Source organism: Lysinibacillus sp. BPa_S21 (genome assembly GCF_023337795.1).
GTDB lineage: Bacteria > Bacillota > Bacilli > Bacillales_A > Planococcaceae > Lysinibacillus.
Genome location: NZ_JALIRS010000007.1, coordinates 137,708 through 151,111, shown reverse-complemented (window position 1 = coordinate 151,111; position 13,404 = coordinate 137,708). Strand labels below are relative to the sequence as shown.

General features: G+C 35.1%; 17 protein-coding genes. 9 read left to right on the top strand and 8 right to left on the bottom strand.

What is annotated here, in order from left to right:
* The first annotated feature begins 96 nt into the window (after positions 1–96).
* Both MOK21_RS15370 and MOK21_RS15365 read left to right on the top strand, forming a co-directional pair.
* The gene (locus MOK21_RS15370; protein WP_249074871.1) at positions 97–1,359 is read left to right on the top strand and encodes an erythromycin esterase family protein; all 1,263 of its coding nucleotides are present in this window, start codon (positions 97–99) and stop codon (positions 1,357–1,359) included.
* 139 nt (positions 1,360–1,498) lie between these two features.
* On the top strand, positions 1,499–1,657 hold the full coding sequence (locus tag MOK21_RS15365; protein ID WP_082172635.1) for a DUF1540 domain-containing protein: 159 nt from the start codon (positions 1,499–1,501) through the stop codon (positions 1,655–1,657).
* A 45-nt stretch (positions 1,658–1,702) separates the two neighbouring features.
* Here MOK21_RS15365 and MOK21_RS15360 read toward each other — a convergent pair whose 3' ends face one another.
* The 3 genes from MOK21_RS15360 to MOK21_RS15350 form a co-directional block, all read right to left on the bottom strand.
* The gene (locus tag MOK21_RS15360) at positions 1,703–1,948 is read right to left on the bottom strand and encodes a group-specific protein (RefSeq protein WP_249074870.1); all 246 of its coding nucleotides are present in this window, start codon (positions 1,946–1,948) and stop codon (positions 1,703–1,705) included.
* Positions 1,949–2,192: 244 nt separating this feature from the next.
* On the bottom strand, positions 2,193–3,287 hold the full coding sequence (locus MOK21_RS15355; protein ID WP_249074869.1) for a sensor histidine kinase: 1,095 nt from the start codon (positions 3,285–3,287) through the stop codon (positions 2,193–2,195).
* Complete coding sequence (locus tag MOK21_RS15350) at positions 3,278–4,003, bottom strand: response regulator transcription factor (RefSeq protein ID WP_249074868.1); 726 nt, start codon at positions 4,001–4,003, stop codon at positions 3,278–3,280. The genes MOK21_RS15355 and MOK21_RS15350 overlap by 10 nt, the downstream gene beginning before the upstream one ends.
* A gap of 159 nt (positions 4,004–4,162) precedes the next feature.
* On the opposite strand from MOK21_RS15350, the gene MOK21_RS15345 reads away from it, so the two are divergent.
* The 5 genes from MOK21_RS15345 (at position 4,163) to MOK21_RS15325 (ending at position 8,249) form a co-directional block, all read left to right on the top strand.
* Positions 4,163–5,086, top strand: a complete 924-nt coding sequence (locus MOK21_RS15345) for an ABC transporter ATP-binding protein (RefSeq protein WP_249074867.1) — start codon at positions 4,163–4,165, stop codon at positions 5,084–5,086.
* Positions 5,079–5,777, top strand: coding sequence for an ABC transporter permease (locus MOK21_RS15340; RefSeq protein WP_249074866.1), 699 nt, complete (start codon positions 5,079–5,081; stop codon positions 5,775–5,777). Before MOK21_RS15345 ends, MOK21_RS15340 begins: the two co-directional genes overlap by 8 nt.
* 22 nt (positions 5,778–5,799) lie before the next feature.
* Positions 5,800–6,660 (top strand): DUF4097 family beta strand repeat-containing protein, encoded by an 861-nt coding sequence (locus MOK21_RS15335; RefSeq protein WP_249074865.1) that lies wholly within the window; start codon positions 5,800–5,802, stop codon positions 6,658–6,660.
* A gap of 311 nt (positions 6,661–6,971) precedes the next feature.
* Positions 6,972–7,517: a histidine phosphatase family protein gene (locus tag MOK21_RS15330; protein ID WP_249074864.1), complete on the top strand. Its 546-nt coding sequence runs from the start codon at positions 6,972–6,974 to the stop codon at positions 7,515–7,517.
* An 84-nt stretch (positions 7,518–7,601) separates the two neighbouring features.
* Positions 7,602–8,249 (top strand): uridine kinase family protein, encoded by a 648-nt coding sequence (locus tag MOK21_RS15325; protein ID WP_249074863.1) that lies wholly within the window; start codon positions 7,602–7,604, stop codon positions 8,247–8,249.
* A 66-nt stretch (positions 8,250–8,315) separates the two neighbouring features.
* Here the strand turns inward: MOK21_RS15325 and MOK21_RS15320 are convergent, their stop codons facing one another.
* From MOK21_RS15320 to MOK21_RS23795, 3 genes are all read right to left on the bottom strand, one after another.
* Positions 8,316–8,939, bottom strand: coding sequence for a DUF2238 domain-containing protein (locus MOK21_RS15320; protein ID WP_249074862.1), 624 nt, complete (start codon positions 8,937–8,939; stop codon positions 8,316–8,318).
* A 105-nt stretch (positions 8,940–9,044) separates the two neighbouring features.
* Positions 9,045–9,347 (bottom strand): YunC family protein, encoded by a 303-nt coding sequence (locus MOK21_RS15315; RefSeq protein ID WP_249074861.1) that lies wholly within the window; start codon positions 9,345–9,347, stop codon positions 9,045–9,047.
* Between the two features lie 162 nt (positions 9,348–9,509).
* The gene (locus tag MOK21_RS23795) at positions 9,510–9,632 is read right to left on the bottom strand and encodes a hypothetical protein (RefSeq protein WP_256469487.1); all 123 of its coding nucleotides are present in this window, start codon (positions 9,630–9,632) and stop codon (positions 9,510–9,512) included.
* Positions 9,633–9,934: 302 nt separating this feature from the next.
* On the opposite strand from MOK21_RS23795, the gene MOK21_RS15310 reads away from it, so the two are divergent.
* Positions 9,935–10,672, top strand: a complete 738-nt coding sequence (locus MOK21_RS15310) for a polysaccharide deacetylase family protein (protein ID WP_249074860.1) — start codon at positions 9,935–9,937, stop codon at positions 10,670–10,672.
* A gap of 97 nt (positions 10,673–10,769) precedes the next feature.
* Here MOK21_RS15310 and MOK21_RS15305 read toward each other — a convergent pair whose 3' ends face one another.
* Positions 10,770–11,024: a hypothetical protein gene (locus MOK21_RS15305; RefSeq protein ID WP_249074859.1), complete on the bottom strand. Its 255-nt coding sequence runs from the start codon at positions 11,022–11,024 to the stop codon at positions 10,770–10,772.
* Between the two features lie 107 nt (positions 11,025–11,131).
* Between MOK21_RS15305 and MOK21_RS15300 the strand changes: the two genes are divergently transcribed.
* A complete protein-coding gene (locus MOK21_RS15300; protein ID WP_249074858.1) occupies positions 11,132–11,923 on the top strand; it encodes a DUF2268 domain-containing putative Zn-dependent protease in 792 nt (263 codons plus the stop codon).
* 144 nt (positions 11,924–12,067) lie between these two features.
* On the opposite strand, the gene MOK21_RS15295 is transcribed toward MOK21_RS15300, so the two are convergent.
* Positions 12,068–13,390, bottom strand: coding sequence for a CitMHS family transporter (locus MOK21_RS15295; protein ID WP_249074857.1), 1,323 nt, complete (start codon positions 13,388–13,390; stop codon positions 12,068–12,070).
* Positions 13,391–13,404 lie beyond the last annotated feature (14 nt).

The window sequence follows — 13,404 nt, the reverse complement described above, 5'->3', positions numbered from 1 at the left end:
ATTAAGGTCAGTTAATCCTAATACGCCTTCTAAAACGTGAACTACTGCCCGTTAACGCGGGATAACTTTTTTATAGATAAAGGGAGATTTTTTTAAATGGTATTTGTTAAAAGGAGTTTTTTATTAATTTCGGCACTATTTCTTTTAGTATCTTTAGCGGGATGCGGAAAGGGAGAAGCTGTGAAGGATGCCGCAAAATATACATCCGCGGTTGAAGATATCGATATTCCAAATGATGTGAAAGTAATCGGATTTGGAGAAGCGACACATGGAAACGTTGAATTCCAAACATTAAAGAAGGATGTATTTCAGGCTCTAATAAAAAATGAAAATGTTCGTGTTTTTGTTTTAGAAGGTGATTTTGGTGGCGCTCAGCAAATAAATCAGTTTATTTTAAATGGTACTGGCACAGCTAAGGAAGCGGTAAAAGCTTTGGATTATGGGATCTATAAAACAGAGCAAATGATTGAGTTTGTTCAGTGGATGCATGATTATAATGAGACTGCAGATGAGAAAGATAAAATTTATTTTTATGGAAACGATATGCAACGCTATGATTATAGTAAAAAAGGGTTATTAGCATATTACGAAGTAGTTAATAGTGAAGCTGCAAAGAAATATAAGGCACAGTTAAAAGATGTGACGAATAAAACAATGAGGGATTTATCAAGTAGTCAGCTAGAAGAGTTGGACAAAAGTATTGATGCCATCATAAAGGATTTACAAACAAATAAAGACGCTTATGAAAAACAATCGTCGAAAGAAACTTATTTATTTGCTGCTCAATATGCACAAATCATGAAGCAACGGACGCAATTATTTTTAAATGACGGTAATTATATGAGTCTTCGTGATGAATATTTAGCAAACAACTTACAATGGATTGTTGATTTTGAAGCGGCTCAAGGTCATGATAAAGTACTCATGTCTGCTCATAATGGCCATATAGAAAAAACTTCTGCAAATGTGGCAGGATATAAATCTATGGGCCACTATTTAGACGAAGTATATAAAGATGCGTACTTTGCCATTGGGACTGACTTTGTTAACAATACGTTCCAGGCACAAAATGGATCTGGCGAAAGAAAAGAATATACAATTGAGCACCATAATGCATTAATAGATGCTTTTAGCGAAGTGAAGGAAAATATTTTTTATGTAGACTTTAAAAAGGCAAATGAATCTCAGGAGTTAGCGGACATCGTGGCTAAAAAACAACGAATGGGTAATATCGGAGATGATTTTAGCTTCTGGTACAAGTTCACGCAGATGCTTTATACAATTAAAATGACTCCTGCTGAGGCATATGATGGCATGATAATTGTTCAAGAGGCTACACCAACAAAGGTTATGGAATAACAATATACTCATGCAATAGAAGATGCTGTAGGAGCATTTCCGTTTCATTACAACATGACTTATACGGATTGGGTTCTATAAATAAGTATTAAAATACCTCGCTTTTGTTAATGATAACAAAAGAGGAGGTGTGGAAACGATGGCACAAGAAATTCTATGTGAAGTCAATAACTGTACATTTTGGAACTCTGGAAACAGATGTGGTGCAGAAAAAATCTATGTTGTAAGTCAAAAGGGACAACAGGCATCAAATAGTGAAGAAACAGATTGCAAAACATTCAATCCTGAAACACATTAAAGTATTTAAGGGTAACCATATCAAACGGTTACCCTTTTCCCATCTTTATAAATAGACATTTATTTTTTCTTTGTTAAACAGAAGTGTATGAGCATTTTTCACTTTTTCCTCTACATAATCTAATGAATACTGTCCATAGGAATCTGTTAAATCGCCAATGGCACGAGATAAATTATCAATAACAGGAATCAATGTTTCTAAGTGAGTAAGTTCGCCACCTCTATTCATTTCATCTGTAATTTCATGAGCAAGGTGTTGAATATTTCTTAGTCGCAATTTTTCAGATTGCATGAAATCCTCCTTATTGAGTGAGCTAATTTATGATGCTTAAATATATGTAAAACAATACGATTTCATGAATGGCTCTGGTAAAGTGATTGGATCCTTCAGAAAATTGCTCAGGTCCGCTCAAAAGTGATCAGGTCCGCTCCGAAAGTGATCGGGTTTGTCTCAAAAGTGATCAGGTTCACCAAAAAACTGCTCGGGTCCATCAACCAACTACTCAGGAGGCGTCCAAAAATGTTCAATTCCCATATTATCCTTTGGGTAATGTAACAATAAACGTTGTTCCATTAGAAGGTTCGCTCTGTACTGAGATAGTGCCATTATGAGCTTGAACGAGCTTAGAAACGATCGCCATACCTAGTCCAGTACCTTCAGATGAAGATTCTGTAGTGGTTCCACGATAATATTGTTGGAATATATTCTCCATCATGTGTTGAGACATCCCTATGCCATTATCCACAATGTGAATTTCTACATGCTCTGTTCTATCAAAAATCTGTGTATAAATATCTGTATTAGGTGGATTGTGGATAACGGCATTCATAAGAATGTTTTGTAAAATGCGTTGCATGAATTTCGTATCAAAGTCAGTGTTTATAACGGATGTATCAGTTTTAAAGTGCAATATATAGTCATTGGCCTGTGGATTGTTGCTTATAGTAGCAACGATTCTCTTTGTGAAATCCACAATATCCTGCTTGGTTTTGTGCAAGGGTAACTGACCTTCTGTAGTATTAAACTGAATGACGAGACTTAAATCTTGAATAAGTTCCTCCATATGCTTGCCTTTATCTGCAATCTCTTGAATAAAGGAACGGGCTTCCTCCTTGGACCAATTGTATTGATCGTTTAATAGTAGGGTAGAGTAGCCTGTAATATACGTTAATGGCGTTTTTAAATCATGTGAAATACCAGCAATCCATTCTTGTTTTGCTTGTTCCACCTTTTCACGTTCTGTTTCAGCAGCTTTTAATTTTCCTGATAAGGATTGTAGGTGTTGAAGTACCTCTTGATATAACATATAACGCATACGGAGCTTTCCTTTGCGTGTATAGATTTTAGATAGTCCAACAGGTTGTTTGTAGTTTTCCTGTGAGAGCTGATAAATCCAAGACATGATAAAACCAAGAGGACCACCAAAATACCAACCGAATACAGCAATACAAGCAAGAGTGCTAAATCCGAAAATCCATGCGACTAGTAGACTCTGATAAGCTTCACTAACAGATTTTTTAAAGAGTGGGAGAATACCTTCGAGCCCGATCACAATACAAATACCACTCAAAAGTATCCACAGAATAATCCCCATTGCAAGATGCAACGTAAATCGAGTGTTTATTCGCATAGTGAATCCTCTTTTGGTGGAATGAATTTATAGCCAATGCCCCTTAAATTCACAATTATTCTAGGTTTACGCGTATCATCGCCAAGCTTTTTCCTTAGCTTTGAAATATGAATCGTTACGGTTTTCTCCTCACCATATACATCATTTCCCCACACGAATTCATAAAGCTGTGAAGTGGTAAAAATACGATTTGGGTTTTTACAAAAGAAGTGTAGCAACTCAAGCTCTTTAGCTGTACATTCGACAAGCTGATTGTGAACGGTTAATGTAGCGGATTCAGGATTAAGAGCAAAATAACCGAAATCAAATTTTGTAGTCTGCTGTTGTTGAGAACTTTCATACATTTTTTGACGTCGAAGGATGACTTTTATTCGAGCGACGACCTCTAAAGGATTAAAAGGCTTTGTAATATAATCATCTCCGCCAATACCCAATCCCGTTAATTTATCAAAATCAGTAGAGCGAGCACTGACAAAAATGATGGGTGTATTCGTATGTTTCCGTATTTCCGTACAAAGCTCAAAGCCACTAATATCTGGTAGCATAATATCGAGCAAAATAACATCGTATTGATTGTCCTTTACAAGCTGTAGTGTACTTTTTCCCGTTGAGGCAGTATCAATATTTATAAAGTTTTCTTTTCGTAACGTAATTTCTAATAATTTTAATATCCCAATCTCATCATCTACGATTAGAATTCTTTCGGAAGTTTCCATTTTTATCCCCCTCTTTTCAATCTCATCATAACAGCTTCTGATCTACATATCCTTACTCTCTTGAAAAAATTACTGTCATTTTCCATCGAGTTTACTTTGTTTTTACTTTCGCTTATTAAGATTAATGTAACGAAATCAAAATTGTAAGGAGTACACAACATGGAAACTGTTATTCAAATACAGCAATTAACGAAGAGCTTTAAAGGAGTCGAAACGGTCTCGAATGTCAATATGAATGTTAAGAAGGGAGAGATTTATGGGTTTTTAGGTCCGAATGGAGCTGGTAAAACAACAATCATGAAGATGATTTTAAATTTAGTAAAACCAACTTCAGGTGACATTAAAATATGTAATCAATCCATTTCTCCTACTTCCTATCAGTACTTAAGCAAAATAGGCAGTATTATCGAATACCCAGAGTTTTACGAAAGGCTGACAGCAAAGGAAAATTTAGAGCTTCACTGCGAGTATGTTGGTGTTTATGAAAAAGGAGCTGTAAAAAAGGCACTAGATATTGTAGGTCTGGATGGAGTGGAAAATAAAAAAATACATGAATTTTCGCTAGGGATGAAGCAAAGATTGGGCATCGCACGGGCAATTGTTACGAAACCAGAGATTCTAATTCTGGATGAGCCGATTAATGGTCTTGATCCTATAGGGATTAAAGATATACGTGAGCTTTTACTACAATTAAAAGAAGAGCATGGAATCACTATTTTGATATCAAGTCATATCGTGTCAGAAGTAGAATCAATAGCAGATACAATCGGTATCCTTCATCAGGGGCAATTATTGAAAGAGGTAAAAATGGAGGATATTCGAAAAGAGAATATGGAGTACTTGGAGATTAAAATAGACGATGTGAAAAAAACAATTCATGTGTTAGAGGACAAGTTAGGTATCCGAAAATATGAAATGATCAATGAGCATTGTATTCGAATTTTTGATCATGACATTTCTCAATCTCAAATTAATAAGGAACTTATTTTAAATGACATTGCTGTCAATGGCATTGAAAAACAGCAACAGCATTTAGAGGAGTATTTCTTAAATCTTATTAATGGAGGGAATCAAATTGCTTAAACTTTTAAGGCTTGAATGGAAAAAGAATCATATAACTAGCTATTTTAAAGGCTTAGTCATTTGTATTGTTGGAATTTTTGCGGCAGTTGCACTGATGGCCGTGGGTTCCGGGGATGAACGGATGTTTCAGGATTATACAGATTTTATGTCTTTAACAAATATTTTAATTCGCATTGTTTTTATCATTTTTGCGAGTGTCATTTTATCTCGTTTAGTCATAGATGAATACAAAAATAAGACGGTTCAATTATTATTTACGTATCCATTGAAAAGGAAAAAAATTATTTTTGCTAAGCTGTCTCTAGTTTTCGGATTTTGTTTCTTCAGCATGTTGATTGCAACCTTTACGATCAATATCGCTGTTTATGTCTTCAATCCAATGATGAACTTATTTGATACGCCTGTAAAGATTCAGGAGATGGTAGCTACAATCCCGTCTACTTTTATTATTGCTTTTATGATGGCTGGGGTAAGCTTAATTCCTTTGTATTTTGGCATGCGAAAAAAATCAACAGCTACAACCATCACATCAGCTGTTTTAATTGGATTCCTTATTAATGCAACGGTTTCAAATGGGGATACATCTACAAGTTTATCTCAATTTATCATTGTCCCCATAATAATGTGTCTATTAGGGCTTATTATCGGCTATCTGTCCTACTATAACGTCGACAAAGTAGATTTAACTTAAAAATAAGAAATGAGGATGAAAAGTGAAAAAAGCAATCATAGCATTGATATTCGTTATTGTGTTAGGAGGAATATTCTTCACTCTTAAAATCAATGGAGAAAAGAGCGTTAATGAAGAACAGTCCTTTGATATTGAGCAAATTGAAGAACTAGAACTAAACATAGAGTCCTGGAATATAGCATTAGAAAATACAGAATCTGAAAAACTAACAATTGAATTTGAAGAGAAGCAACAAAACAATCCTATTGAAGTTAAGAAAGACGGAAATAAAGTAAAAGTACTTCAACAAGACAATGAAGAAGGAGTTATGAAAAATTTTAGCTTTGGAAAAAAAGATACCATTCACATTTATATCCCTAAAAATGCTGTGGATAGGATTGCTTTAAAAAACAGCTATGGTGATATCAAAATTAACAATATTGAAACAGAAGAATTATCGGTTTCAACGGATTCTGGCGCTAAAATTATTAAGGGGTTAACGGCTAATAAAGGGACAATCACATCAAAAGATGGTGAATTGAGCATCGTAGACAGTACTTTAAACGAATTAACAATAGCTGCTACAAACGGTGATAGCTATATGACTAGAGTTAATAGTCCAAAAATGAAAATTACTTCGACTGGCGGTGAGGTTCTTATGAAGGAAATCAGCGAAGGAAAATCACTATTTGTAGAAACTGCTTCAGGAGATATAACTATATCATACAAAGAGGCACCGAAATCATTAGGGCTTATGGCGAACAGCGAATCCTCTGACATAGATGTTAATTTAGAAGGGTATCAGAAAGAAAAACATACGGATACTTTAAAGAAAGGTAAAATTGGCGATGTATCAAACAAATTGGAATTAATTAGTAAGGAAGGTATAATAACTGTAAAATGAAAACTTATAATCTGGGAGATTAAAGACGAGAACTTTTTCAAAATTAGCAGAGCATATTATAGATTTATTTACAGGACAAAATGGAGATCACCAGTATCAGACAATTTCATTTAATTTAGAAAAAGATGAATATGTAAACCCTGAAGCTTGTAAAAGGTGATACCATTTTCATTGTTGATGAAACATTCATACTAAAATTGAGCTTACTAGAAAAGGAGGGGCAAAGCGGGAGACGATGGCGTTCGGAAGTTATGAAAGTGCAGAGATTAACAATGATGTCGGTTCTTCATATTTCCTCTAGGAGGTTAGAAATGGTCAAACATATATATGTAATAAGGCATTGCGAAGCCCAAGGACAATCGTCGGATGCCTCTTTAACAGAGCTTGGCTTTCATCAAGCTGAAGTTTTAGCTGAGTTTTTTGCTGACAAAAAAATTGATCGAATTATTGCTAGTCCCTTTTTACGAGCAATTCAAACAATAGAACGGCTAAGTAAAAGGGTAAATATAAATATTGAAATTGACGAACGCCTTGCAGAACGCATTTTAAGTACAAGAAATTTACCGGATTGGCATGCAAAGCTTCAAGCGACTTTTACGGATATGGATTTAAAATTTGACAATGGCGAATCAAGTAACGAAGCAATGGAACGTATCGTTAACGTCGTTGAGGAAACTATCAAAAGTGAGTCCGAACATACAATTATCGTTAGTCATGGAAATATAATTACTTTACTTTTGAAAAATTATAATAATGATGTTGACTTTCGATTTTGGACTCATCTAAGTAATCCAGATGTTTTTCAGCTAAGTGTTAAGGATCATGAAGTGACTGTAGAACGTATATGGGGAAAATAAAGATTTAAAGTTAAGTGATGAGCTAAATTTAGAGCTGTAAAGTTAATTTGAATATTAAAAGGGCGAAGTAGCAGGGGGAGAAAGATGGATAAGTTATTGCAAGAGATTGCTACTTGGATCAACAAGAGAGATAAACCAACTGTTATCGGTATTTCTGGACATGGTGCTGCAGGAAAAACAACGTTCGCCAATAAGCTTATTAACTGTTTAAACGAAGATGAAGTGAATTATATGAACACAGACCCGTATATTGTTAGTTCGGATATACGAAAGCATGCAATTATCGACTATACTTATCGAAACGAACAGCATCATTTTAAAATGACCGCTTGCCATCCGGCGGCGCATCATTTACCTTCTTTGGATAGAGATATTCAGATGGTTAGAGAGGGTCTAGATTTATTGACAATTGATACGCATTATATGAAAAGTGCGTTTATTTCTTCAAAAACTAAAGTAACCATTGTTGAGGGAATGAGTGTGGCATTTATTAATCCAAAATTATTTGATTTAAAAATTTATTTTTATACAGATAATGATACGGAAATTAAAAGAAGGTCGAGCCGTGATGTACTTGAAAGGGGAGCAGATATCAATTATTTAATGCAATCGCATGAAGAGCGTAGAATTCAATATGAATTGTATATGCATTCGTATAGTCAGCATTTTGATATCATTTTTAAAACTTTAGATGAAACAGTACATCTAGAAAAAAATACATTTGAATTTTAACCTATAAATAATTCATGTTATCCAGGCAGAAGGCTCACCTTACTGTTTACTATAGAAGAAACTTTTTTACCTTTTGAGTTTTTTTAACAATTTATCATGTAATTTTGTAAATAGTAGTAAAGTCAAAATTGTCCCTAGAAAAGCCGAAAGCATGTCCCATTGTGCATCCCAGCGATCTCCCTGCATGCCTAAAAAATCTTTGGCTACGTTACTACCTTTTGAAAATTTTGTACTGAGCCATTCAATTATTTCATAAAGAGCAGCAATAGCAAGCATAATACTTATTGTGATGCCTGTTAACCATGCTCCTTTTACTAGTGGGGTTTTTCTTATTAATATTTCCCTTATGACAATGGCCATTAAACCTTTTAGGAAATGTCCAAATCGATCATAGTCATTTCGTTTTAAGTGAAACTCCTCTTTAATCCAGTTAAAAAGAGGTACCTCCGAATAAGTATAGTGCCCACCAATAAATGTAAGAATGGATAAAATGGCAATAATAATATAAGAAAATGTAGTAAAGCGAAACTTGTTATAAATAGCGACTACAATAATAATTGCAACGACAGCAGGACTTACTTCTGCAAGCCAATCCAAATAGGATGCTGGTTTTATGACAGACCATATGAAAATGATAAGTACTATGAACAGCAAAATTACATGTATTTTTCGATGTTTATTTTTATCCAAAACGAACACTCCTTTTGTCTAAAGTATGAGGATAGCGTAAATAGCTTATACATAAGACAGTAAAAAAGCGTTCAGTCGTAATCACTGACGCTTTGTAAAAACTTGTTATACCATTTTTAATAAAGCCTCTACACCAGACATTCCCTCAGTAATACCTAACTGATGCGCCTCATATGTCACGGACTCTAATGGAGCCGTCAATAGCTCATCAATTGTTTTTACACCAACTGCTCGACCGGCAATAATTTTCCGGTCTGCCAAGCGATCATTTAATAGACCAACATCTAAAGCCCCGCACATAATGTAGCCCGTATCATTTGAAATTGTCAGCAGTGTTGTTTTTGGTAATTGCACAATGATCGCAGTGAAAAAATGGCCTTTAATCATAATAGGCTCAATTGTTACCATCCGAAATCACCCCTTTTCTCTATATACATATGGCAATAGATAAAAAGGTGTTCGACATTTTTATTAAAAATTATTTGCTACCAAAAACGAACAGCGCCTCTCAACTAGTATTCTACAAAATAAAAGAATCAACTCCGTTACATCAAGAGTTGATTCTTTTAATTATTTTGTATAAGAAAGCATCGCTGTTTGTTTGAAGTTTTTTAATGCAACTGTTGCCTCGTTTTTAGTTTTATACTCGAACATACGATAAGTATTTTGTTCAAAAACTGTAATAATCCACATAATGAAAAATCCCCTTTGTTGTTTTGTTTGTACTATAACAACAAGAGGATAAATCGGTATTTTCTCTCATTGTTATATATCAGTTGTGTCTTTTATTTTACATCATTCTGCGAAAAAATAAAGTACTATGTGAGTGTTTTCACATTTCGTTCAAAATATAACAGGGAATTTTTATGCATAAATTGATTTTTGGAGATTGTTTTGAGGAGAAAACAGCCAAACCTATACAAGTATAATTCATTGTAATTCGTAAATAGTAAGTTGACGGAGTTATGTGAATTTGAACTTGGGAGGTGATGCTTATGACACGTAAATATGTATTGGTTTTATCCCTTTGTTTTTTAATCATTTCGGTATTTTCTACAGGGTTAACAACTTATGCGGATAAAGGTCGACCTTACTATGAGGAGACAGGGGAAGTTGTATGGGACATTAACACAAAAGACAAAATAATTGCCCTAACCTTTGACGATGGACCTCATCCAAAATATACTGCAGCTATTTTAGATTTATTGGCAAAGTATGATGCAAAGGCGACGTTTTTTATTATTGGGAAAAATGCAGAAAAATATCCAGACCTTGTTTTACGATCTTATTCAGAAGGGCATGAGCTGGCCAATCATACGTATTCACATCCGTTTAAAGCTTCCGTAGCTGAATTAAAGGGACAACTTCGTAAGACGAAGGAAATAATTTATGGTATTACTGGATTTGCACCAGTTTTGTTCCGTCCTGTAGGTGGTTACTATAATGATCAAATGATTAATGCCGCTGTTAAGGATGGCTACAAAGTAGTTATGTGGTCTTGGCATCAGGATACTCAAGATTGGAAACAGCCGGGGGTTAATAAAATTTCCCAAAAAGTGCTGAAGGGATCGAAGCCTGGAGATGTTATTCTGTTCCATGATGGAGGCGGCAATCGCGCGCAGACTATTAAGGCACTGGAAGAAATTTTGCCAGAACTTAAAAAACAAGGTTATACATTTGTCACAATATCCGAGTTGATTAAAAGCAAGCAGCAACAAGAGCAAGTGCAATAAGGAAAATAAGCCATCTCATTAGATTGAAATGGCTTATTTTTTCTCCATGACAGAGTCTGTCATTGCGCAGCGGATAGTATAATTAGTCATTTCAATATTACCAAAATAATAGTGGTGCTAAGGCAATTCCGGCAACTGTCCCAAGTGCGATACCAACTCCAAAACCTGCTCCTGGTCCCCACCCCCAATAACCTAAACCATAACCGCCAAATCGTCTATCAGGTAGAATCCACACCTGTCTTCTATCCACCCTAGTTATTTCTCCATAATGTACTCTGCCACATGTTTCTGTAATTCTTACACGTTTACCATGATATTGACAACAAAGATTATAAGTATCAGCTGGATTCACAAACTATCCCTCCTTTCGACTTCCTTACAAGCTAATATATGCGGTTACAAACAGTATCACTAGCCGATTGTCTACTTCCGTCATAAGCTATAGTAAGGGGGGAATGTATGTCAGTAATACCAACAGATGAGTGGTTGAATGAATTAATAGTTAGTCAAAAACTTGATAACAGTAAAAATCTTGAAGACTTACAACGCACTATTCTTTGCAGTCGTTTAGTAGAGATTTTTATTGGTGGATCTCCAGATGAAATACAATTTGAACTACAACAACAGGGGCTATTTCAGTCACATGAAAAAATAGACATTCACAAGTTAAAAAAACAAAACGTTTGGGAAGTAGTCCAGAAGGAATTTATCTATTTAAAGGAGAAATGGAGCGGTCCCAATATACCAATCTATATTTTTCCGATCACACAGGAGCAAGCGATTACTAAGAAAAACGGCGTTGCCTATCCAAATGCTCTGTTTTTATATATAGAAGAGCTTGAAAAGCAGGAGCTTAAAGCGTTATTTACACATGAGTATAATCATGTTTGCCGTCTGCACTATTTAAATAAATCTTTAGACGAAGTGACTTTATTAGATTCATTAATTTTAGAGGGGTTAGCTGAATGTGCAGTGGAGGAGATTTATGGTGATAAATGGTTAGCACCATGGTTGAAATATTATTCATTGGATGAGATGTTAAAAATTTGGGAGGAACATTTTTTGCCTCAAATTAATAATCAAGGATTAAATAATCATGTTGAGTTTTTATATGGTGGAAAGCTTCCTCAATGGATAGGGTATTGCATTGGTTATGAAATAGTAAGGACATATATAAAAAATTATTCATCCAATAAACTGCATGTAAAAAGCTCGAAGGAAATTCTCGCTGGCTCTGATTTTCCTTTATAATCAATGTCTATGTAAAGTTTCACCGGTGAAAAGAAGGGGAAGACACTTAATTGAGCCCAGTCGGAACGGAAATCAATCCTACGTTACGATGATATAAAATAACCAGTTGTCGAAAAATTTACGACAACTGGTACTCTAAATAATTTAGATAGCAATAATTCCTAATGCTACAGCAATGAATAGTAAAGTAATGCTCAATCCCCACATCCAGAAGAAAGAGTACTTTAAGTGTTTCCCCATTTCTAATCCTGATAAGCCTAAAGCTAACCAAACAGCAGGGGCAAGTGGCGATACAAATGTACCTACAATATTACCAATAATCATTGCATAGGCAGTCGAAAGAGAATCAATATCGAAAGATAGACCAATCTGTTCAACTACAGGGAATAACGCGAAGTAATATGCATCCGTACTTAGTAATAAATCAAATGGTACGCCCAATATCCCAATAATGATATGTAAATAAGATGATAGACCAGACGGTAAAATATTTACAGCATTGTTGGCAATCGCAGTTAACATCCCGGTACCATTAAGTATGCCTAAGAATAATCCAGCGGCAATGATGATAGACGCCATTGTTAAGGCATTTGGTGCATGTGCTCGTACGCGTTCCATTTGTTCTTTAGGAGAACGATAGTTGATTGGCAAGGCGATAGCCACACCAATTAAAAAGGCTAATCCCGCTGGTAAAATACCTGCAACTAAAACGCCGATAACAAGAATCGTAATAATTGCATTAACCCACAAAAGTTTTGGTCGTTGTAAGCTTGTGTCTACTTCTGATGAAACAACACCTTGTGTAATAGTGTGATCATCATTTGTGAAGTCAAGGGTACCATATTGTTTCAGAATACGGCGCTTTTCTCTAAAACCAAGGAACACCGCTAAAGCTAACATTAACACGACACCTATGATCTGAATAGTGATTAGAGGATACCAAAGTTCCGTTACATCTGTCTCTAAAACCGAGGCAACACGACCTAATGGACCACCCCAAGGAATCATATTAATTACTGCTGCAGATCCCCCAACTAATAACAGCAATAGATATGGATTCATGCGTAAACGTAAATATAAAGGCAATAATGCTGGAATTGTAATTAAAAATGTTGAAGCTCCAGATCCATCTAGTTGCGCTACTACAGCAATTATTACTGTTATTACGGCAACGACAATAATATTTCCTTTTGAAAGCGCAATCATTTTATTGATTAATGGTTCGAATAATCCTACATCCTGCATAATACCAAAGAAAATAATAGCAAAGATAAACATAACAGCTACGCTCATCACAGAGCTTAATCCAGAATTAAAGAATTCCCCTAATTCATCGAAATTAAAGCCAGCTATAAACGCTGCTACGATAGGTGGTATCACCATTGCTACAAGTGGTGATACTCGACCACTAATAAGTAGAGCAACAATAATAATAATTGTGATAAATCCGATTAAACTTAGACTCAAAAAAATTTCCTCCC

Bases quoted from the DNA above. Each gene is read 5' to 3' on its own strand.
- MOK21_RS15370 (WP_249074871.1), top strand. From the start codon at position 97: ATGGTATTTGTTAAAAGGAGTTTTTTATTAATTTCGGCACTATTTCTT.
- MOK21_RS15365 (WP_082172635.1), top strand. From the start codon at position 1,499: ATGGCACAAGAAATTCTATGTGAAGTCAATAACTGTACATTTTGGAAC.
- MOK21_RS15360 (WP_249074870.1), bottom strand. From the start codon at position 1,948: ATGCAATCTGAAAAATTGCGACTAAGAAATATTCAACACCTTGCTCAT.
- MOK21_RS15355 (WP_249074869.1), bottom strand. From the start codon at position 3,287: ATGCGAATAAACACTCGATTTACGTTGCATCTTGCAATGGGGATTATT.
- MOK21_RS15350 (WP_249074868.1), bottom strand. From the start codon at position 4,003: ATGGAAACTTCCGAAAGAATTCTAATCGTAGATGATGAGATTGGGATA.
- MOK21_RS15345 (WP_249074867.1), top strand. From the start codon at position 4,163: ATGGAAACTGTTATTCAAATACAGCAATTAACGAAGAGCTTTAAAGGA.
- MOK21_RS15330 (WP_249074864.1), top strand. From the start codon at position 6,972: ATGGTCAAACATATATATGTAATAAGGCATTGCGAAGCCCAAGGACAA.
- MOK21_RS15325 (WP_249074863.1), top strand. From the start codon at position 7,602: ATGGATAAGTTATTGCAAGAGATTGCTACTTGGATCAACAAGAGAGAT.
- MOK21_RS15315 (WP_249074861.1), bottom strand. From the start codon at position 9,347: ATGGTAACAATTGAGCCTATTATGATTAAAGGCCATTTTTTCACTGCG.
- MOK21_RS23795 (WP_256469487.1), bottom strand. From the start codon at position 9,632: ATGTGGATTATTACAGTTTTTGAACAAAATACTTATCGTATGTTCGAG.
- MOK21_RS15310 (WP_249074860.1), top strand. From the start codon at position 9,935: ATGACACGTAAATATGTATTGGTTTTATCCCTTTGTTTTTTAATCATT.
- MOK21_RS15300 (WP_249074858.1), top strand. From the start codon at position 11,132: ATGTCAGTAATACCAACAGATGAGTGGTTGAATGAATTAATAGTTAGT.